This is a genomic window from Desulfosoma sp. (assembly GCF_052743555.1).
Genome location: NZ_JBRAHS010000002.1, coordinates 202,612 through 221,657, shown reverse-complemented (window position 1 = coordinate 221,657; position 19,046 = coordinate 202,612). Strand labels below are relative to the sequence as shown.

Annotated in this window: 17 protein-coding genes; 7 read left to right on the top strand and 10 right to left on the bottom strand. The window is 55.7% G+C overall.

Annotation, left to right across the window (positions count from 1 at the left end; all coding sequences use genetic code 11):
• Positions 1 to 459 precede the first annotated feature (459 nt).
• From ACUVSA_RS02465 to ACUVSA_RS02440, 6 genes are all read left to right on the top strand, one after another.
• On the top strand, positions 460 to 1,167 hold the full coding sequence (locus tag ACUVSA_RS02465) for a creatininase family protein (protein ID WP_445891862.1): 708 nt from the start codon (positions 460 to 462) through the stop codon (positions 1,165 to 1,167).
• A gap of 62 nt (positions 1,168 to 1,229) precedes the next feature.
• Positions 1,230 to 3,377, top strand: a complete 2,148-nt coding sequence (locus tag ACUVSA_RS02460; protein WP_445893650.1) for a peptidase U32 family protein — start codon at positions 1,230 to 1,232, stop codon at positions 3,375 to 3,377.
• A gap of 55 nt (positions 3,378 to 3,432) precedes the next feature.
• Positions 3,433 to 6,942, top strand: coding sequence for a DNA polymerase III subunit alpha (gene dnaE / locus ACUVSA_RS02455; RefSeq protein WP_445893649.1), 3,510 nt, complete (start codon positions 3,433 to 3,435; stop codon positions 6,940 to 6,942).
• Between the two features lie 40 nt (positions 6,943 to 6,982).
• Positions 6,983 to 7,324 carry an Mth938-like domain-containing protein gene (locus ACUVSA_RS02450; protein WP_445891866.1) on the top strand — a complete coding sequence of 114 codons (342 nt, stop codon included), beginning with the start codon at positions 6,983 to 6,985 and terminating at the stop codon, positions 7,322 to 7,324.
• Entirely contained in the window at positions 7,318 to 7,818 is a 501-nt protein-coding gene (locus tag ACUVSA_RS02445; RefSeq protein ID WP_445893648.1) for a DNA polymerase III subunit chi, read from the top strand. The genes ACUVSA_RS02450 and ACUVSA_RS02445 overlap by 7 nt, the downstream gene beginning before the upstream one ends.
• Positions 7,815 to 8,090, top strand: coding sequence for a tetratricopeptide repeat protein (locus ACUVSA_RS02440; protein ID WP_445891868.1), 276 nt, complete (start codon positions 7,815 to 7,817; stop codon positions 8,088 to 8,090). The genes ACUVSA_RS02445 and ACUVSA_RS02440 overlap by 4 nt, the downstream gene beginning before the upstream one ends.
• Before the next feature lie 47 nt (positions 8,091 to 8,137).
• Here the strand turns inward: ACUVSA_RS02440 and ACUVSA_RS02435 are convergent, their stop codons facing one another.
• The 7 genes from ACUVSA_RS02435 to ACUVSA_RS02405 form a co-directional block, all read right to left on the bottom strand.
• Positions 8,138 to 8,542, bottom strand: coding sequence for a glycine zipper 2TM domain-containing protein (locus ACUVSA_RS02435; protein WP_445893647.1), 405 nt, complete (start codon positions 8,540 to 8,542; stop codon positions 8,138 to 8,140).
• Positions 8,543 to 8,544: 2 nt separating this feature from the next.
• On the bottom strand, positions 8,545 to 10,599 hold the full coding sequence (locus ACUVSA_RS02430) for an ABC-F family ATP-binding cassette domain-containing protein (protein WP_445893646.1): 2,055 nt from the start codon (positions 10,597 to 10,599) through the stop codon (positions 8,545 to 8,547).
• Positions 10,600 to 10,610: 11 nt separating this feature from the next.
• Positions 10,611 to 11,030 carry a hypothetical protein gene (locus ACUVSA_RS02425; protein ID WP_445893645.1) on the bottom strand — a complete coding sequence of 140 codons (420 nt, stop codon included), beginning with the start codon at positions 11,028 to 11,030 and terminating at the stop codon, positions 10,611 to 10,613.
• 68 nt (positions 11,031 to 11,098) lie between these two features.
• Positions 11,099 to 12,127: an OmpA family protein gene (locus ACUVSA_RS02420; RefSeq protein ID WP_445893644.1), complete on the bottom strand. Its 1,029-nt coding sequence runs from the start codon at positions 12,125 to 12,127 to the stop codon at positions 11,099 to 11,101.
• 354 nt (positions 12,128 to 12,481) lie between these two features.
• Complete coding sequence (locus tag ACUVSA_RS02415; RefSeq protein WP_445893643.1) at positions 12,482 to 14,449, bottom strand: RiPP maturation radical SAM C-methyltransferase; 1,968 nt, start codon at positions 14,447 to 14,449, stop codon at positions 12,482 to 12,484.
• Positions 14,450 to 14,455: 6 nt separating this feature from the next.
• Positions 14,456 to 14,860: a hypothetical protein gene (locus ACUVSA_RS02410; RefSeq protein ID WP_445891874.1), complete on the bottom strand. Its 405-nt coding sequence runs from the start codon at positions 14,858 to 14,860 to the stop codon at positions 14,456 to 14,458.
• Positions 14,857 to 15,039 (bottom strand): hypothetical protein, encoded by a 183-nt coding sequence (locus ACUVSA_RS02405; RefSeq protein ID WP_445891875.1) that lies wholly within the window; start codon positions 15,037 to 15,039, stop codon positions 14,857 to 14,859. Before ACUVSA_RS02405 ends, ACUVSA_RS02410 begins: the two co-directional genes overlap by 4 nt.
• A gap of 169 nt (positions 15,040 to 15,208) precedes the next feature.
• On the opposite strand from ACUVSA_RS02405, the gene nth reads away from it, so the two are divergent.
• On the top strand, positions 15,209 to 15,874 hold the full coding sequence (gene nth, locus ACUVSA_RS02400) for an endonuclease III (protein ID WP_445893642.1): 666 nt from the start codon (positions 15,209 to 15,211) through the stop codon (positions 15,872 to 15,874).
• A 113-nt stretch (positions 15,875 to 15,987) separates the two neighbouring features.
• Here the strand turns inward: nth and ACUVSA_RS02395 are convergent, their stop codons facing one another.
• The 3 genes from ACUVSA_RS02395 to ACUVSA_RS02385 are packed head-to-tail and all read right to left on the bottom strand — an operon-like array spanning position 15,988 to position 19,008.
• A complete protein-coding gene (locus tag ACUVSA_RS02395; protein WP_445893658.1) occupies positions 15,988 to 16,977 on the bottom strand; it encodes a tRNA 4-thiouridine(8) synthase ThiI in 990 nt (329 codons plus the stop codon).
• A 35-nt stretch (positions 16,978 to 17,012) separates the two neighbouring features.
• Positions 17,013 to 17,834 carry an ATP-dependent sacrificial sulfur transferase LarE gene (gene larE / locus ACUVSA_RS02390; protein ID WP_445893641.1) on the bottom strand — a complete coding sequence of 274 codons (822 nt, stop codon included), beginning with the start codon at positions 17,832 to 17,834 and terminating at the stop codon, positions 17,013 to 17,015.
• Between the two features lie 13 nt (positions 17,835 to 17,847).
• The gene (locus ACUVSA_RS02385; protein ID WP_445893640.1) at positions 17,848 to 19,008 is read right to left on the bottom strand and encodes a homocysteine biosynthesis protein; all 1,161 of its coding nucleotides are present in this window, start codon (positions 19,006 to 19,008) and stop codon (positions 17,848 to 17,850) included.
• Positions 19,009 to 19,046 lie beyond the last annotated feature (38 nt).

Here is a 19,046-nt window from a genome sequence, read left to right as displayed (position 1 = left end):
TCCGTGCGTTTCTGCGCTTCCGCCAGCTCACGCACCACTTGCTTGAGGTCGTCAAAGTCCTCTCTAGTGACGCGGATTTCCCGCACCCGCTCATCGACGATGGTGATGATGGTCTTATACAGTTCGCTGGTGAGTCCTTGATGGGTGGTCTGTCCCATGTCTTCTTTCCGAAAAATCCGTCCGTGGTTCCGAATGACCCTCTTTTAACTTTTTTGTTTTCCATAGGTCAATGGAAAGGCTCAGACCGTGGACGCTCAGCGTCACCGGTTCCGTGTTTCCCTCGCGCGTTTCATGATAAGCGACTGTTGTTAAAGGATAACACTGCCTGACGGCAGCCTGCGGCGTCTATGCCCCTTGCTTCCAATGTGAAGATCGGGATAAGGAAGGTGTGTGCTCCACACAGGAGGAAACCAACCATAAGACCTGGAGGATACCGTGCCCGTTTTAGAAGAATGCACGATGGAGTTTTTTGAAAAGGAACGCCAGGACATTCGCACCGTCATTATTCCATGCGGTTCTGTGGAAGAACACGGGCCGCATCTTCCTTTGGGTACCGATACACTGCATGTGGTGGCCTTGGCCAATGCAGTGGCCCGCCGCATGCCAGTGTGGTCGGCTCCTCCATTGTGGTACGGCTTGTGCCGAAGCTCCCGTGAGCACCCAGGGACTGTGGGCCTTCGGTCCTGCACGCTCCATGCGCTCATTCAGGATGTGGTGGAAGGCTTTTATCGGCAAGGGATGCAAAATGTGGTGATTTTGAGCGGCCATGCGGGAGGAACTCACATGGGGACGCTGGTGGACGCCGGCGAAGAACTCATGGATCGGTTTTCGGACTTGCGTCTGGCCGTCTGTTCCGTGCTGGACATCGGCCGAAAAGCCTGGGCACTCCTTCAGGAAACCCCCAACGATTCCCACGCCGGCGAAGTGGAAACGTCTCTCATGCTTTATTTGCACCCTCAGTGGGTTCAGGGGACAGCGGACGAAGCCTACCCCAGCTTTCCTGAGCATATTCTTGTCCGTCACAAGAGAGCCTATTGGTCTTCAGGGGTCTGGGGAAACCCCAAAGCGGCTTCGGCAGAGAAGGGCCGCCGGATCATGGAGGCTTCTGTGACGGCTCTAATGACCTTGATCAAACGGCTGCAAACATGGCGCGACCCTGTGGCATGAATGGGTGCCGAAAAACAGCAGAACCCATGCCGAAAAAGCCACCGACACTCTCTGAAAACGGAATGGTTTTACCCGAACTGTTGGCTCCGGCGGGACATTTGGAAGCGCTTTGGGCCGCCTTAGAAAACGGTGCAGATGCCGTCTATGTCGGTCTTAAACAATTTAGCGCTCGCGCTCACGCCGCCAATTTCACCTTGGATGAGCTGGCCCGGCTCCTTCCTTTCACGCGACGCCGAGGCGTGGCCGTGTACGTGGCATTAAACTGTCTCGTTACGGCTTCTGAAATCCCCTCTATTTTAGACACCCTCCAGGCCCTTTCGGACCTGGGTGTCGACGCAGTCATTGTTCAAGATCCCGGTCTCTTTTTTCTGTGCCGACATCATTTTCCTACTCTTCCGCTCCATGCCAGCACCCTCACCGCCGTGCACAATAGTTCCGGGGTGAACGTTCTGGAAAAGCTCGGCGCCCGGCGCATCGTCCTCGCTCGAGAACTCACATTGGAAGAAATCCAAGCCATTCGCCGAAAAACTCAAGCGGAGCTGGAGATCTTCGTCCATGGAGCCCTGTGCTACTCTATTTCCGGGCTTTGTCTGGCCAGCAGTTTTCATGGTGGGCACAGCGGTCTGCAAGGTCGCTGTGTTCAGCCCTGTCGTCTTCGCTACCGACAGGACCGAAGATCCGGGTATTTCTTCTCCTGTAGCGATTTTTCCGCCCTTGCCCACCTTCATCACCTTAGGAAACTGGGCTTGGCCGCTTTGAAGATCGAAGGGCGTATGAAAGACGCCGAATACATCGCCACTGTGGTGCGCGCTTACCGGCACGTATTGGACACCCCGGACGAGGGTGTTCATGCCGCTGTGGAAGAAGCCCGCAACTGGCTCGCTCGAGCGCCGGCTCGGCGTCTCACCGAGGCTTTCTTCGGCGTAGACCCTTCAAGGGAAATCCTTAGCCCGCACCGATCCGGATCCAGCGGCCTTTGGGTGGCGACTATCAAGCGCTCGGACCCCAAGGGACTCCAGGTGGATCTTCGCCATTCGGTGCGCGTGGGCGACCGCTTGCGTCCGGAATCCACCGAGGGTAAAGAGGCCCCTCCTGTGGTTTTGGACGGTATTCAAGCTCAAGATGGAACCTTCATTGCGGAAACTTCGGCCCAGGGTACGGTCCTGTTGACCACACGGCCCCCGTTGGAACTCTCAAAGGGGGCTCGTCTTTTTCGCATCGGAAGAAAACCTTCGCCTATCAACAAGCTCTGGGAGGCCATTGATCGGGACGGCTCAAGACCCCTTTCCTACCGCCATCGATGGAACCGGCCCGAGGTCCATGAGGACCATCTTTTTCCCGGGCTATTCAATGTAAGACGCCAGGCCACGTCTCTGTGGATGAAGATTCGGTCCCTTTCCGATCTCGGGCGTGCGATGAGTTCACCCGCCCACAAGGTGTGGCTTGTGGCCAGCCGTGAAAATTTGGAAAAAATGGCCAAAAAGCATCTCCACGGAGCCCAAAAGGAACGATTCGGCTGGGCTCTGCCGCCCGTGCTTTTTGAGAAGGACGTGGATTATTACCGCAAGGCCGTCGCCTGGTATGTGGCCAAAGGTTATCGAGCCTGGGAGGTCAACAATTGGAGCCACCTGGACTGGATATTTGAAGATGACAAACTTTTTCTTGTCGCGGGATCCCGCATGAATGTGCGCAACAAGGCGGCCATGGCGGCCTTAGCCGAAGCTGGTTGCCGCTGCGTGGTGCTGTCGTGGGAAATCACGCGGGATGAACTTCGTCAGATCATCGCAGATCCGGTGCCTTCGGTTCCCGTCGTGTCGATCTATGGCCGGCCTTCGCTGTTTCTTTCCAGAATCCAACCGCCCCTTTTGGAAAACCGACCTGTAAGAACACCACGCGGAGAGGCTTATGTGTATCGTAAGGAAGGGGCGCTCGCCGTACTTTACGCCGACCGGCCTTGCAATTGGTTTGAGAAGATTCCCGAACTGGAAGCCATGGGTTACCGTCTGTTCCTTATGGACTTGGCTGAAGGTTCCACGCCGCTGGAACCCGGACAGTGGGAACGGCTCCTGAGCGGATACGAGCGTCGGCGCGCCGATGCCCCCTATTCTTTGTTTAACTACGATCGAAAACCCATTCCCGATTCCAGAGGGAAGGAGCCCGGTTTGCCCGACCACGAACGCAAGGTCGAACACCTTTCTGAGAGGGACTGACACGGAACAGCCACCCCACACTGCGATCCAATCAACACTCGGGTAAGGAGGATGCATGACGGCGTTTGTTCATTTGCATGTGCACAGCCAGTACAGTCTTCTGGATGGAGCCATTCGCCTGGACGATCTTGTTCATAAGGCCAAGGAATTTGAAATGCCTGCTGTGGCCGTCACGGACCATGGCAATATGTTCGGGGCTCTGGAATTTTACGAGAAAGCCAAAAAGGCAGGGATCAAGCCCATTATCGGCTGCGAAATCTATCTTGCCCCCAAAGGACGCCATTCCCGAGGCACCTGCGGCCGTGCCGGCACAGCAACAAACGGCGCCGACGAAGACAAAAATCAGCACCTGATCCTTCTGGCCCAGAATCTCACCGGCTATAAAAATCTTCTGAAAATCGTCACGCAGGGATACCTGGAGGGTTTTTATTACAAACCCCGAGCCGACAAGGAACTGCTTCGCGCCTACCACGAAGGCCTCATCGCCCTGTCCAGTTGCTTGAAAGGGGAGGTGGCTTTGGAGCTTTTGCACGACAGAGCCGACGCTGCCCTTCGTGCAGCTCAAGAATACCAAGAAATTTTCGGCAAGGACTGTTTTTTTCTGGAAATTCAAGCCAACGGCATTCCCGAACAGGCCATTGTGAACGAAAAAATCATCGCTCTGGCCAAGGAGACCGGTCTGCCATTGGTGGCCACCAACGACTGCCACTACCTCAAACGCAGCGACGCTCGGGCTCACGACATTCTGCTGTGCATTCAGACGGGGAAAAACATTCTGGATGAAAAGCGCATGAAATTTCGTACGGATCAACTCTATTTCAAATCCCCCGAAGAGATGTTCAGGGAATTTGCTCATGTGCCTGAAGCTTTGGAAAACACTGTGCGCATTGCGGACATATGTTCATTGAGTATCCCTTTGGGGGAGTACCATTTTCCCGTGTTTCCGCTGCCCAACGGCGAATCCATCGAGACGCAGTTTCGCAAGACCGCCATGGAAGGTTTTGAAAAGAGGCTTCCGGAAATCCGCCACAGCCGACCCCGTCTTTCCGACCAAGATCTGGAAGAATACCGTAAGCGGCTTCACTACGAGTTGGATGTCATTGTGGATATGGGCTTTGCCGCGTATTTTCTTATCGTGGCCGATTTTATCGGCTACGCTAAAAACCGGGGCATTCCGGTGGGCCCGGGCCGAGGTTCCGCCGCCGGAAGTCTGGTCGCCTACGTCATGGGCATCACGGATTTGGATCCCATAGAGCACGGTCTCATCTTTGAACGGTTCCTGAACAAGGAACGCATCAGCATGCCCGATATCGACGTGGATTTTTGTGTGTTGGGTCGTGATGAGGTCTTTCGGTACGTGTCGGAAAAATACGGTAGGGACCAGGTGGCGCAGATCGCCACCTTTGGCACCATGCAGGCCAAGGCCGTGGTACGGGACGTGGGGCGCGCCCTGGCCATGCCTTATAACGAAGTGGATAAGATCGCCAAACTGATTCCCGCCGGCCCGGACGTGACCCTTGCGAAAGCTTTTGAGCAAGAACCTCGACTCGTGGAGTTGCAGCGCGAAGACCCACAAATTCGAGAACTCTTTGAAATCGCTCAAGCTCTGGAAGGCCTCACGCGCCATGCGTCCACCCATGCCGCTGGCGTGGTCATCGGTGACAAACCCCTTGTGGAATACGTGCCCCTGTTTCGAGACCCAGACGGTAAGGTGGTCACCCAATTTTCCATGAAGTATGTGGAAAAAGCAGGGCTCATCAAGTTCGACTTTCTCGGCCTGAGAAACCTCACGGTGATTCACAACGCCGTACAGCTCATCGAAAAAAACCACGGGGTTCGGCTGGACATGAAACGGCTTCCCCTGAACGACCCTAAAACGTACCAGCTTCTCAGTCGGGCTGACACCACGGGTGTTTTCCAACTGGAAAGTTCAGGCATGCGAGACATCCTCGTGCGCCTTCAGCCCGAACGCTTTGACGATATCGTGGCTCTGGTGGCCTTGTATCGACCGGGACCGATCAAAAGCGGCATGGTGGACCTTTACATTGACGGAAAACACGGGCGCATTCCTATAACTTATGAGCTGGAACAGCTTCGACCGATTCTTGAACCCACCTATGGCGTCATCCTGTACCAAGAACAAGTCATGGAAATCGCCCGCGTGTTGGCGAATTACACTCTGGGCGAAGCGGACATTTTGCGGCGGGCCATGGGGAAAAAGATTCCGGAAGTCATGGCCGCGCAGCGGGAACGTTTTCTGGCCGGCGCCAAGGAAAACGGCATCGAACTCACCAAAGCCAATCATATCTTTGACCTCATGGACAAATTTGCCGGCTACGGCTTCAATAAATCCCACAGTGCCGCCTACGCCCTCATCGCCTACCAGACCGCTTACCTCAAGGCCCATTATCCCGTGGAATTCATGGCCGCCTTACTCAACAGCTTTCTCAGTAACACGGACCAGGTGGTCAAACTCATCAACGAATGTCGCGACAAAGGCATTGCGGTGCTGCCGCCCGACGTCAATGTGAGCGAATTGGACTTTGCCGTGGTGGAAGGCAAGATCCGCTTCGGGCTCGGCGCGGTGAAAAATGTGGGCGAAGGGGCCATTGAAACCATTCTGGCCGCACGGGCCAAAGACGGCCCGTTCACATCGATTTATAATTTCTGCGAACGCGTAGACACCTCCAAAGTCAATCGTCGCGTTCTGGAACATTTGATCAAGTGCGGCGCTTTTGACTCCATCCACCCGGATCGAGCTCAAGTGCTCGCCGCCATGGATCAGGCCTTGGAAAGAGGCCAGGTTCGGCAGCGGGACCGCAGCACCGGGCAACTGAATCTCTTTGATCTACTCCCCACTTCCAACGATCCAAGTCCGGCACCGCACAACCTTCCCGAAGTGCCTTCCTGGAACAGGCGCACCGTTCTCAACTATGAAAAGGAATCCCTTGGCTTTTACATTTCCGGACACCCCTTGGACCACTATGCGGAAGAGCTCAGCACCCTGTGCACTGCGGACACACAAAGGGTTCGAGAAAAACCGGAGGGGGCCAAGGTCATTCTGTGCGGTTTGGTTTCCATAACCAAAGAACTGACAACCAAAAAGGGGGAACGGATGGCGTTCCTCACCTTGGAAGATAAAGAAGGGACACTGGAAGTGGTGTGCTTTCCCGAAGCCTACTCTAAGGCCCGTGACCTTCTCCAAGGCGATGAACCTCTGGCCATCTTTGGCACCTTGCAGCACGACGAAAAAGGATCCAAGGTCCTGGCCGATGAGATCCTTACCCTGGAAGCGGCCCAAAGCCGATCGGTGGACACGGTGCTTATTAAATTGCCCGCCCGTATGCTGGACCGAAACACCCTGGAAACCCTGCGCCACCTTCTGGTGGCGCACGCCGGAGACTGCCAAACCCTGCTCCATGTGGACGTGGACGGCCTCGCGACGGCCGTCATCGCCTTAAACAATAAGCTGCACGTGACGCCGACCCAAGGGTTCGTGGAAGCCATGACGGCACGCTTTGGCGCCGATTGCCTTGACCTGGTACGCAAAGCTTGTCATCAATAAGAGAGGGTTTACCAAGACAATGGCCGTGCGGAGGACAGCCATGATCGACGGGTACCGTTTTGGGTCCATGGACATTGCGGGCACAACGTACCAAGCCGATCTGAAGATCATCGGTCAACAGGTGATTCCTCACTGGTGGCGCAAGGAAGGGCACAAGGTCTTTATGGAAGACATTCTGGACATTCTGGAAGTCCACCCTTCGGTGCTGGTCATCGGGCGCGGAAGTCCGGGCATGATGAGACCCTCCAATGAGGTGCGTCGAGTCTGTCATGAAAAAGGGATTGAGCTCATTGATCAGCCCACGGAAGCAGCGGTTCAAACCTTTAACGCCCTGCTTAAAGCAGGGAAAAAGGTGGCCGGAGCCTTCCATTTGACGTGTTGAGCCGGTTTTCCATGATGCCGCAGATGTTTTTCATTGAAACGTCCGTCAAAGAACAACGACGGGACCTGTGCCGCTGGGTGGAACGCCTGGTGGATGAGGGGCACGAGGTGTTCGTCTATACGGGATCGACCGTTTCCGCACAACAGTTGGATGGGCTTCTGTGGAGTTTTTCCAAGCCGAGCTTTATCCCTCACCGCATCGTGGCCCACGCTGAAAATGCACGCGCAGCCGTGGAACCGGTTCTTATCGGCTGGGACCTTTCGGCGCGAGGACGCTGCGGTGTGCTGGTGTGCGATGAGACCCCTGAGCTGGAAGCGACCTCCGGCTTTCAGATCATTGTGCACTTTGTTCCCATGGATGATCCCGACAAGCGGGAAGCCAGCCGGCGTTTGTGGGCCAACGCGAAAGCCCGAGGGATGATTCTTCGGCACGTGCCCATGCCCTCATCCGCACGTGGCGGTCAGTCCACAACAGGAAGGAGCCCCACTCCATGAGCATCCTGGATTATCCGAAGCAATGGTACTACGAGTACGGCAGTCGCCTGGCCATCTTCTTGGTGCGACGGCGCATTCGAAAAAGAGGGCTGGATCCAGGCGCATGGCTGGTCCTGGCCCGACTCTATGAGGTGCGCCGGGATTTTTCCACTGCCGTGGCCACCTTGCAACAAGCCCTGAAGATTTATCCGGGAAACGCCGCGTTGGAAGCCCATATGAAACGCATTCAAGGGTTGGCCGGCACCACGGCGCCCTTGCATCCCCGAGGGTAAATCGCTTTGAACGCGGGCTCGGCTCCACGGTAAGCACACTCAGAGCATTAATAGGCCGGAACCGTGATGTAGCGCTCGTTGGTCATCTGGTGTCCCTGATAGGTGCGCGTCCGTACGGTGGCCGTTTGTCCTTGATAGCTCACGGGATCAGCCTGCACCCATTCGTTGGTGTTGGGATTGTGATAGGTCACGGTCTGACGCCGCCGAGCGGCTTCCTCCGCCGCCCGCTGCGACACCTCCGCTATGCCGTATCCGGCTAGGGAGCCGATGGCTCCCCCAATGACGGCTCCACGCCATGGATTTTTGCTGTCAATAAGAGCGCCGACGCCTGCACCGACCACACCTAGCCATGTGGCCGATTCCAAATGCTGTTGGGTCGTGGGTCCCGGCACACACCCGGCCGTCCACATGACCAAAAGGATCGCTGCCACCCAGAGACTCACAACCTTCATCGTCATCCTCCTCTCATTTCCCGGCATTTTGGCTCCTGAGGTCTGCAGGGTCCCGGCTCATGGTTCGTAGAGCTCTCATTTTCTTGTGTAAATTGTCTTTCCAGAGCATCCAGGGCCAAAGCCGTCTCTTCCCATTGGGCCGTCACCCGTAAAATACTCTCATCACATTGCCGGTAGCGCTGCTGCAGCGCCGCTACATCGCCTCTGCCTTGATAGGTGGCTGGATCCGCCAAGACGCCGCTCAACCTTTCCCGCTCCTCATGCAAACGGTCAAGATCCTTTTCCAGCGCCATAAGCCGATCTTGGAGGGGTTTTTTCATTCGATATAAAGCATTGCGGCGTTCCGCCTCCCATCGTTTGCGTTCTCTGACCTCCGGCTTGGACTTCGCGCCCCCTTCAGGCTCTGGCAAAGCCGTCAGACATGAACGAACATCTTCGTTTTTCGCGCCATGGATCGCCCCCTTCCATAAGCGCTCATAATCGTCGGCGTTGCCCGGCAAAAGATCCAGCCGATCTCGATGGACCACTAAGATCTTTTGCGCCAGAGCATTGATAAAGTGCCGGTCGTGACTCACAAAGCAGACCGTGCCGCCATAGGCCGCCAAAGCTTCTTCCAGCATCTGCCGACCGGGAATATCCAAGTGGTTGGTCGGCTCGTCCAGCAGAAGAACGTTGGGGGCCTGCACCAAGAGCTTGCAGAGGCTGAGCCGGGCCTTTTCGCCGCCGCTCAACACCGCCACCTTCTTTTCCACAGCGTCACCTTTAAAGAGGAAAGCTCCAAGCAAAGTTCTTACGTTCGTGTGGGTCATGGCGCCGCACACGGAGAGAACTTCCTCCAAAACGGTATTGTTCGCGTTGAGTTCCTCCCACAGGTGCTGCGCATAGTAGCCCACTTTTACGTTGTGACCCCTCCGAACCTCCCCCTCCGTGACGTGGACCTTGCCGGCTAGGATCCTTAGCAGTGTGCTCTTGCCCGCGCCGTTGGGTCCGAGCAGGGCAAGGCGATCACCACGTTCCACCACCAAATCCACACCGTCAAAAACCACATGGTCCCCAAAGATCTTGCGCACGCCCACAAGTTCCAACACACGCCGGCCGCATCGCTCAGGTTCCGGGAACTGAAAGTGCACGGTTTCCTGAACCGCCGGCGCTTCCAGTCGTTCCATTTTTTCGAGCATTTTGAGTCGACTCTGAACTTGGCGGGCTCGATCCTTGCGCACGCGGTTTCGAGCGATAAAGTTCTCAATGCGGCGTAGGCGAGCGTCCTGGTTTTCTTTGGCCGCTTCAAGGATTCGGCGGCGCAATGCCTTTTCTTCCACGTAGCGTTCAAAGTTTCCCTGATACGTCTCCACGCGGCCGTTTTCTAGCTCCAAAATCCTTCGAACCACCTTGTTTAAGAAGGATCGATCATGGGAGACGACCAAGACGGCCGAGCGTGTTTCTTGTAAGTAAGCTTCAAGCCAGAGAATGGATTCCAGGTCGAGATGATTGGTGGGTTCGTCCAGAAACAGGACGTCCGGTTCGGCCAGGAGCAAGCGGGCCAGCTCCACGCGCATGGCCCATCCGCCGCTCAAGGACGCCACAGATCTGTGAAAATCATCCTGACAAAAACCGAGACCCACAAGAATCTTTTGTGCCCGCGCCTCAAGGTCGTATGGGCCGAGCTGCTCCAGCCGGTTTTGCAGCGCCGCGTGCCGTTCGGCCAGCCTCTGCGCGGCTTCAGGCGTGTCAGCCTGAGCCAAGGCCGATTCCAAAGCCTCCATTTCTCGGCGCCATTGAAACACTTCAGCCCGGACCGCTTGCGTATGGGCCAGCACGGTAAGGTTTTCCGGCGGGCTCCATTGTTGCGGAAGATAACCGAGGGAAAGGTTTCTGGCGCGGGTCACTGCGCCATGATCAGGATCCGTCTCCCCCAAAAGAATGCGAAAGAGGGTGGTCTTGCCGGCTCCGTTGGGCCCGACGACCCCTATGCGGTCGCCGGGGTGAATGTGAAAGGAGACGTGACGAAAGAGCTCTCTGTTGCCGAGGAACTTACTGACGTTTTGAACAGCGATCAAACAGGATCACCTCAATAGACCCACTTGCCGTTGACAAACCGAAAAACTTCCGTGACCGTCCGCGTGGCGCAGGAAAACGGTCCCTTCGCCGCCTCGGCTCGACTGGGCCCCTCACTCTCGCAGATTTTCTCCTCGTAGCTCAACACCCCAACGAACGGACATGCCTTCGATTCGGTCTTCTTCACTTGGGAATCCTTCACCACACCCAGTTCCGAGTATCGGGCCAGCACCTTTTTTTGGCCCTTCATCTCCTCAAAAGAAACTTTGTGCGGTCCGTACAAGCCGTGCTGGGAAAGTTTCTTCATCCATTCGGACTGAAAACTTTCAAAGAGCTGACAAGCCTCTTTTTCATCCGTCGCTTGAGCTTTAGAGAAGCCCAATAAGCATAAGAGGACAAAGGCAGCCATCCCAAGAGCATACTTCATTGCCATAACGCTCTCTCCTTCAAAAAAGAGGCCGCGCCCTTGTGGCCCAGTCTCCATGCAGTTCATCGTGGGAGTTATTGCACCACTTTGATTTCCACGCGACGGTTGATGCGACGGCCTTCTTCCGTAGCGTTGTCCGCCTTGGGTTTGGATTCACCATAACCAACGGTCTTCATACGAGAGGCGCTGATACCCTTGGAGACAAAGTAGTTGTAGACCGATTGGGCCCGCTGTTCGGAAAGCTTTTGGTTATAGGCATCGGTGCCGATGGCGCAGGTATGCCCTTCGATGATGATCTTAATGTTCGGGTTCTTGGCCAGCACCGAGGCGCCCTCGTCGAGCACCGGCTGCCATTCTGGCTTGATGTCCGCTTTGTCAAAATCGAAGTTGATGCCCCGCAAAATAATGACATCTTCCTTCTTAGCTTCCACGGCGGTGGTGTAGAAGACGTCCTTGACGAATTGTTTCAGGGCAGCCTGGTCAGCAAGAAGCGTAGCTCCTTCCGCATACACCCCGCAGCCTCCGATCCCGTTAATCTTCTTGAGGATATCAGTTCCTTTGGGTTCTTCCGCAAAGCTGATCACATGAAAACACACCTGGGGATATTTGTTGTAAATCGCCTGCGCCGTCGCCACGGGATCCGGGCCTTGGTTGGCCGCGCCATCGGAAACGATGATAATGCCCGTTTTGCCGCTCAGACCGGAAAGGACGGAATCCAGGGAGCTGATTCCCGGGCCCATGGGCGTCAACCGGCCGAAAATCGGCTGATCACTCTTGATCTTGGCAATGGCTTCCCCAAAGGTGTTTCTCTTATAGACAGCCGGGTCGGAAACTGCTTGCCACGGGGCAAAAAGGTCTAAAGCGCCCTTATAGCCCAGTTCGGGAATCTCGTCGTTCATCTTGAACATGACTTCCTTGGCCAAGGTCATCTTCACCTTGCGCAGCTTGCCGTGGGTCATGTACATGGAGCCCGATTGATCCGGAAAGAGAATGAAGTTATCAATTTTAGGAACGAGCTTGGTTTGGGCATGCACCGATCCGCTCAGAAAACCTGCCACAAAAAATACCGCCAGTAAAACAACCCATTTTTTTGTATCCCCCATACTTCACTCCTTTCTCTGTTCAAAAATCAGTAAATGCTACGCTTAACAACCAGCCTCTCGGTGGATCCACAAAATATTTTCCGCCACCGTCCATCCCTTCACGGCACCGCGGCATAAAACCCTTCCCACGTTCCATCACGGATGCTTTCATTCTTTCCCGCTGTGGTGTAGGCGTCATGGAAAGCTTTTTGAAAAGCGGGTCCTTGCGAAAACTTTCTGGTCCTCAGTAGTGCTACCCTAAACAGTCCACCTGTCTGAGTCAAGCCGGAACTCGGATCATATCACGGCAGCATGCCCGATTATCGTTTTCCGGACCCAAGCCGCCTCCCATGTAAAAGGAGGCCCTTCCAATTGTCAGAATGTTTGGCATTCCTGGGCCCTTTTTTCGAGGGGCGCCGCTTGGAAGGGCTGACAGTTGGTGGATTCCGGGAGCCGTTCTTGGAATCTGTCCGTCGCTGAGAGAAATTTCTGCAGCCCTTCGCGCACGGCCAGGCTCAAAAACCAACCGTCGGACTCAAAAAGCAGCCCCTTGGCAACCATATCGTGCAGAAAGCCTTCGAGACCCTTGCTGGTAAACTTCTCATGCTTCTTGTGTAAATACATTAATGGCACCGGATCAAGGCAACTGAGGTAAATGTCTCTGGACGTCCCCGAAAGGCGAAAGGTCTCTTGCACCTGCCCGTTATGATCGCGTCGTCGAACGAGAAGGAACGTACCGCCGTCAATGTAACCCAGACGAGGTGTGTTTTCTCCCATCCGGGCGCGAAAGGCCGCGTCGTTTTTCTGCCATTCCGCAAGGAATCTGCGCACCGGTTGCCACAGCCGCCTCTGATAAGATCGATCGGCTCGGTAGGTTTTCATCAGAAAGCGGCCGTGTCGACAGACGTGTTCAGGGAAAAAAGCAGCATAAAAGGGATGATTGCCCACGGCGCTCAGGCCATGAGCGGCAGCCTCCATGGCCACGGGACTGCCTTCTCCCAACCAAAACCTCACGCCTTTAAGAGGACGAAACACGCTGATCCGGCGCAGAACCGCAAGCGTCTCCTGCACTTCCTCAAAGGTGGTCCCGGGAAACTCCATGAGCAAATTGGATCGGTTTTCGATCCCGAATTCTTCACAGTGGCGCATCCAGGCCACATTATCGATCACCCGAGTGCCTTTGCCCAAGCGTCGAAGGAGCGCATCACTTAAGGCTTCCACACCCGCCTGGATCCTTTGAAAACCCGCAAGTTTCAAAGCCCGCACGCAAGCCCGGCTCAGAGGCAAACGCACTTCTCCAAAAAAGACAAAATCCTTTCCCGTGCTACGAATCTTTGTGGCTGTTTCCAAAAGCCTTGCGGAATTTAGAGCATTGTCCACGAAAACGAACCGCAGACATCCATGCCTTTCCGCCAGGGTTTGCAATTCCTTGACAATCCGATCCGGTTTCTTGGATCGATAACCGCGCCACTGCAAATTCAGGTTGCAAAACCGGCAGGCCCTCTGGTTAGGCTTATCTTGTCGAGCTCGATGCCACCAACAACCTCGGCTGGATTCCACGGGCAAGGCAAAAATCGGTGTCCGTTCCTCATGGAGCCCGGCCTCCCGAAAAAAGTCGCTGTAGTCGGGAAAAGGAAGACTGTCGAGGTTCGTGATCTGGTCCAGTCCATCACCCGCCACCTGAGTCTTTCCACGGCGATAAAAGATCCCCGCCCCCCAGGAGTCGTCACAGCTCAAGGCCGCTTCGTTCGCCCCAAGCAAACGCGACAACAGGCGCGTCAAGGGCTTCTCTCCTTCGCCGCTGATGACAAAATCAACCCATGGGAAAAACTCCATCACGGACCTTCCCTGGAATCCGCTGACCAGACTGCCCCCAAAAACAATGTGGGCGGAAGGAACGCGTTCTTTGATGGCTCGAGCCAGATAAAGGGATGAGGTGAGCTGGGCGAAACAGACGGAGAACCCCACGAGATGGGCTTGCTCCAGATCCATCCACAGAGGCATGGTTTCATGAAGCCGTTGAACCGTCAAAACGATCTGCTGAAAGTTGGGGGCAAAGCTCGCTTTGCATCGGCGCCACTGCTTTTGAAAGAGCTTTTCACAGGCCTCAAACCGCTCAGGAAAAAGCAAGGCCCCGTAGACGGCCTCACCGAGCCATGTGCGTTCGGCAATCCTTTGATAAAGGCGACAGCCCAAAGCCCTTGCCACCGTCAGGTAAGGGTGGGCCGTCATCACGTGCAAGCGGTCGGCGAATTGTTGTGTGACAAATGCCTTCAGCGCCCCAAGCTGAATGGATGGGCGATTGGCCAGAGCCCAAGGCATGGACACCAAAACGACCCGCATGGAGCCTTAAAAAAGCCTCTTCACCCAAATCAGACTCAGGGGTGAACTCACATCGTATTTGCAGAACCGAGAGATTTCATTGGGATCGGCCGTTTGCTTGAGATCCAGCAGCCGATCGAAATCCCGCTCCACCACCACATTGCAAAAATCCATGGGCACAGATCGAATGAAGTCCAATTCATCCTCTTCCCACAGTTCTTCTGCGATGTCGGACATGCTGTCTTCCACGGCATGGTGCCCGCACACCTTGAAGCATGCTCCGCACTGACATCGATGAATGGCATCAAAATCCGTGGGAATGGGCTGCCCCACCTCACAAAACGGGCATACGATAATGTGTTTGGGAACCGGTCTTTTGGAACGGGCCATGCTCATCGCGACATCGATCCCCCACGCGGCGTGCTTTTTCATTCGCTGTCATCCAAAATCATGTCGGCTTCATTGCCGCACACGGTGCATTTACGCGTTTCTTTTTTCTTCTTCACCACCTTTCCCGGTTCTTCTTCCACATTCATCCATGTGCAGGTCACCACCATGTCCGCTTCGTTGCCGCAGTTGTCGCAGTGACACACCTGACGAAGAGTCGTCATTCCGTTCTCCTTTCCTTCTGAAGATCTCGCCTCTGCTGCACTTGTAGGATTATAAGATCACACCCGCTTGAAATCCAACATGAACTTTGCCATAAGAAGGCACCCAGATGCCCTAAAACCCCACAGGGTCCGATGCATGCGCCGCCCCGCTCAACGAAGGCTTCTCACGATGAGAGCCGCCCCAAACGCTGGAAACGTATGCCAGGAAAAGGCGGCGCACATTTCAAAACTATTGCAGCAACTTTACCCTGAGGCTCGCTGCACCTTGCATTATCAGAATGTCTTTCAGCTGCTCGTGGCTACAATGCTTTCCGCCCAATGCACCGATGCTCGAGTGAATACTGTTGCGCCCTTGTTTTTTCAACAATTCCCTACGCCACATGCCGTCGCCCAAGCATCCATAGAAGCCCTCGAGGCGTGCATTCAACCCATCGGGCTGTTCCGAGTCAAAGCGCGAAACCTCAAAAACGCCTGCCGAATCCTTGTGGCCGATTACAGCGGCGATGTTCCTCGAACACTGAAGGATCTGCTGCGGTTGCCCGGTGTCGGTCGAAAGACGGCTCATGTGATTTTGGGTAACGCCTTCGGCGTACCGGCACTGCCCGTGGACACGCACGCCGCTCGAGTGTCCCAAAGGTTGGGCCTGACCCATCACAGGGATCCAAACAAGATCGAAAAGGACCTTTGCGCCCTCTATCCTCCAGAATCTTGGGTGCGGCTTTCTCATCAGCTCATACAACACGGACGCCAAGTGTGCCGCTCCCACCGGCCCTTATGTACTTCCTGCGCCCTGAACAACTATTGCGAAGCCTACCTTCAGGGCCGATTCTCCTAAAGGTACGGCCCGACCCGGGGACTGCTTGCGTCTTGTGGGCTAGACTCAAGAGTCGGTTTTTGTCGTCGAAAAGCCGGCTGTTTTTCATGAAGAGCCAACCGTTTGGACGCATCTCAGAGCAGGCGGTGCATCCAAGGGGTTCGTCCCACATTCTTGACGCGCGTCCAAGCCTCCTCGCCCCTCTGGAGCCAACGCACGGAAACCCTTTCTCCAAAGGCCACATCGCTGTAGGCCGCCACGATCATGGCGGCCTCCTGAACATGGGCACGTCTTATGGCGGTTCCAAACAAGAGGCCCGTGGGTCCAGGGTGGGACGGTACACTGAGGACCACATCCTCAGGGTCGGCCAGAACCGAAAGACGCTCATTTTCCCCTTTGGACCGCCCTAATGCCAAAAGGCATGACTCGGCAAGGCGAAAATGACGCCCCCATTTGAGCCGTTCCACATGCCGAAGGTCTGCATGGGGCATCAGAGCGAACAGTTCTTTGAGCTTTCTCGCGAAACCTTCCTTAGTGAGCATGCAGCCTCCACTTGGTTGAGGAACGTGGTGAAGGCCGTAAAATCGGGCCAGCTCCATCTGTCGCTTTCTGCCACGCCCATGAAGGTCCAGCAGCTTTTCTCTCTCCACCAAACCTTCTTTTTCCACAATGGTGGGTTCCAGCAGCTTGGCGCTCAGAGGCCTCAAGACTCGGCCGGCAACGCCGGACATCCTTTCCACGATTTTCATGGCCGCCCGCCGCTGGCTCATGGGTCGTTGCCCCACCACTTCACCGGTAAAGAGGAAATCCGCGCCTTCCGCGATCAGAATCTTGGCCGCCTCCTGCAGCATCAACCCGTGGCAGTCGATGCAGGGATTCATGTATCGACCGTAGCCGTGGGGCGGCTTCCTGAGCATGGTCAGAAACACTTCACCCATGTCCTCCACACGCGTGGGAATACCGGCGATGCGGCCCGCAAGGAGCCCGGATTCCGGACCAAAAAATGGCGTGGTAAAGGTGATGCCCACGAGTTCTAGGGGTTGTTCTTGAAGCACTTTGACGGCCAGAATGCTGTCCAGACCACCGGACAACAATCCAATGCCTTTGGCCTTGGGTCTCATCATTTTCACGACAGATCAAGGGCTTGCTTCCGACGGTGTCAGCCCGACGAAAGCGGTGTGGAATCCAGCTCAACGTGAAAAAAACCCAAACGGGCCATATGCCGAAGCAGCTGAGCCCACCTCTGGGCATCATGAAGTCGCCGCGCATCCTCCCTTCCCACCTGAATCCTGGCACGCTCACCCCTGCATCGAACCCTCACCTGAAGACACCCCATGCCATAAAGAAGCTCCTCGGCAGCCTCGATGCGTTCCAACATTGCCGCACACACCTGGGTTCCGTAAGGCACGCGGGTCGCCAGGCAGGACTCGGAGGGTTTGTTCCAGTTGGGCAGTCCGGCGGCGCGGGCGATGCGACGAATATCCACTTTTGTCCATCCCGCCAAAGCCAAAGGACTGAGTATGCCCTTTTCCACAAGGGCTTTTCGGCCCGGCCGATCCTCAATTGCATCGTCGGCATGGGATCCGTCCACCACAACCGTTCCAGGCGTGCGCTTCTGCCCAATGGCGTCCATCACAGCCGCTTTGCAGTAGTAACATCGATGGGCATCATTGATGCGAACGGCTTCCACGGCCAACAGGTCCAAGGGCAGGATCTGCAGGGGAAGGTTCAGGGCCTGGGCGACCGACTGGGCCGAGCTCAGTTCCCGAACGGCCAGGAAGGGACTCTTGACAAGATACAAATGCACCGGCTTTCCGAAAGCGTGGTGGAGCAGCCACGCCAACACGGTGCTATCCACGCCTCCGGAATACGCCACCGCCACAGCTTTCCATGGGGCCGCCACCGCCTCAAGGCGCGCCATCTTTTCACCAGCCGCCTTATCCACCGCTGCCTTATTTTCCAGCGCCCTGTCAAAGCCCATGGGAAAAGGCAACTCACCGCCGCCAGGGATTGGGCAGCAGCTTCTGGGGCACACCCAACTCAAAACGGCCTTCTTCGATCCATTGCTTGAGAGTTCCCGCGATCTCTCGAGCCCGCACCACGCTGGACAGGGGCACGGTGGGCACTTCCTTTTCTCCAATGCGTATCACCCCCGAGCGCAATTCTTCATAAGTGACTTCCGCAAGGGGTTCCGTTTGTGTGAAGCTGTAGTCCTTGGCTTGGGTCACAATGTCCGCATCGGACACGCCCGTATACGCAGCCATGTCGGCATCCAAAATGGGTATGGGAACCCCGATGCCCACCGCCAAGGAACACCCGTAACCCTGAATGCTTACACCCATGAGCCATCGAGGGCTCATTTCCTTTAAGTCGCCAAGCACCATCAAGGTTCCCGAGGGCATACGAGGCACGCCGTTGGGCAACCTCGGGGCTTCCGGGCGATGCTGGGAGCCGTGCCAGACAATGTAACCCTCCGCACCCCCAAGAAAAATACGCGTTCCCACCCCTATAGTGCGATAGTGGGGGTCGTTCAGCAAGGGGCTCAGTTCTCCGGAAGTGGAATAGTTGGCGTTGCCCAACCGGGGCTTGAGGGGGCCCATGTAGGTGTAAATGGTCTTTTTGGAGAGATTTACGGCGCAATTATAGTTTTGATACGCGTTCCTGGGATTGCACAGCACCGCGTAAGGTAAGTCCCGAAGGGTCACTGTCATTTCCACGTGGCGGTTCGGATAACAGTCCGTACCGTAAGCTTCGGCACGAAGGCGCACGGGTTTGCCGCTTACCAAATCATGAATCACATGACCTCCCCCGTATTCGAAGGTGCCAGGATGCACTTTGTTCAGGGGATCGTCAAAGGCAGGCTCCGTGGCCCCCAAATAGATGTCCACAGCAGCCAAGCCGGCATAGGCGGGCACATCATTGAGCCACACTTTGGCCGCCTTGATGGGGGGTTGGGTATGGCCGAAATTGATGAACACTCCCGAAGAGCACATGGGAGCAAAAGTGCCTGTGGTGACCACATCCACTTCTTTCGCTGCCTTTTCCGGTCCCACCTTTTTGACCAATTGTGTCATTTCCTCCGCGGTTAAGACCACGGCCTGGCCCTTTCGAATCCTCTCATTGATCTCGTCATACGTTTTGACCACCGCCGCCATGGGCTCTTCACCCCCTGAAAAAGCTAAAATTTATTCCT

What these genes read in the sequence shown, in the direction of transcription:
- ACUVSA_RS02465 (WP_445891862.1), top strand. Translation starts at nt 460, where the DNA reads ATGGAGTTTTTTGAAAAGGAACGCCAGGACATTCGCACCGTCATTATT.
- ACUVSA_RS02460 (WP_445893650.1), top strand. Translation starts at nt 1,230, where the DNA reads ATGGTTTTACCCGAACTGTTGGCTCCGGCGGGACATTTGGAAGCGCTT.
- dnaE (WP_445893649.1), top strand. Translation starts at nt 3,433, where the DNA reads ATGACGGCGTTTGTTCATTTGCATGTGCACAGCCAGTACAGTCTTCTG.
- ACUVSA_RS02450 (WP_445891866.1), top strand. Translation starts at nt 6,983, where the DNA reads ATGATCGACGGGTACCGTTTTGGGTCCATGGACATTGCGGGCACAACG.
- ACUVSA_RS02440 (WP_445891868.1), top strand. Translation starts at nt 7,815, where the DNA reads ATGAGCATCCTGGATTATCCGAAGCAATGGTACTACGAGTACGGCAGT.
- ACUVSA_RS02435 (WP_445893647.1), bottom strand. Translation starts at nt 8,542, where the DNA reads ATGAAGGTTGTGAGTCTCTGGGTGGCAGCGATCCTTTTGGTCATGTGG.
- ACUVSA_RS02425 (WP_445893645.1), bottom strand. Translation starts at nt 11,030, where the DNA reads ATGGCAATGAAGTATGCTCTTGGGATGGCTGCCTTTGTCCTCTTATGC.
- ACUVSA_RS02420 (WP_445893644.1), bottom strand. Translation starts at nt 12,127, where the DNA reads ATGGGGGATACAAAAAAATGGGTTGTTTTACTGGCGGTATTTTTTGTG.
- ACUVSA_RS02415 (WP_445893643.1), bottom strand. Translation starts at nt 14,449, where the DNA reads ATGCGGGTCGTTTTGGTGTCCATGCCTTGGGCTCTGGCCAATCGCCCA.
- ACUVSA_RS02410 (WP_445891874.1), bottom strand. Translation starts at nt 14,860, where the DNA reads ATGAAAAAGCACGCCGCGTGGGGGATCGATGTCGCGATGAGCATGGCC.
- ACUVSA_RS02405 (WP_445891875.1), bottom strand. Translation starts at nt 15,039, where the DNA reads ATGACGACTCTTCGTCAGGTGTGTCACTGCGACAACTGCGGCAACGAA.
- nth (WP_445893642.1), top strand. Translation starts at nt 15,209, where the DNA reads ATGAGAGCCGCCCCAAACGCTGGAAACGTATGCCAGGAAAAGGCGGCG.
- ACUVSA_RS02395 (WP_445893658.1), bottom strand. Translation starts at nt 16,977, where the DNA reads ATGATGAGACCCAAGGCCAAAGGCATTGGATTGTTGTCCGGTGGTCTG.
- larE (WP_445893641.1), bottom strand. Translation starts at nt 17,834, where the DNA reads ATGGGCTTTGACAGGGCGCTGGAAAATAAGGCAGCGGTGGATAAGGCG.
- ACUVSA_RS02385 (WP_445893640.1), bottom strand. Translation starts at nt 19,008, where the DNA reads ATGGCGGCGGTGGTCAAAACGTATGACGAGATCAATGAGAGGATTCGA.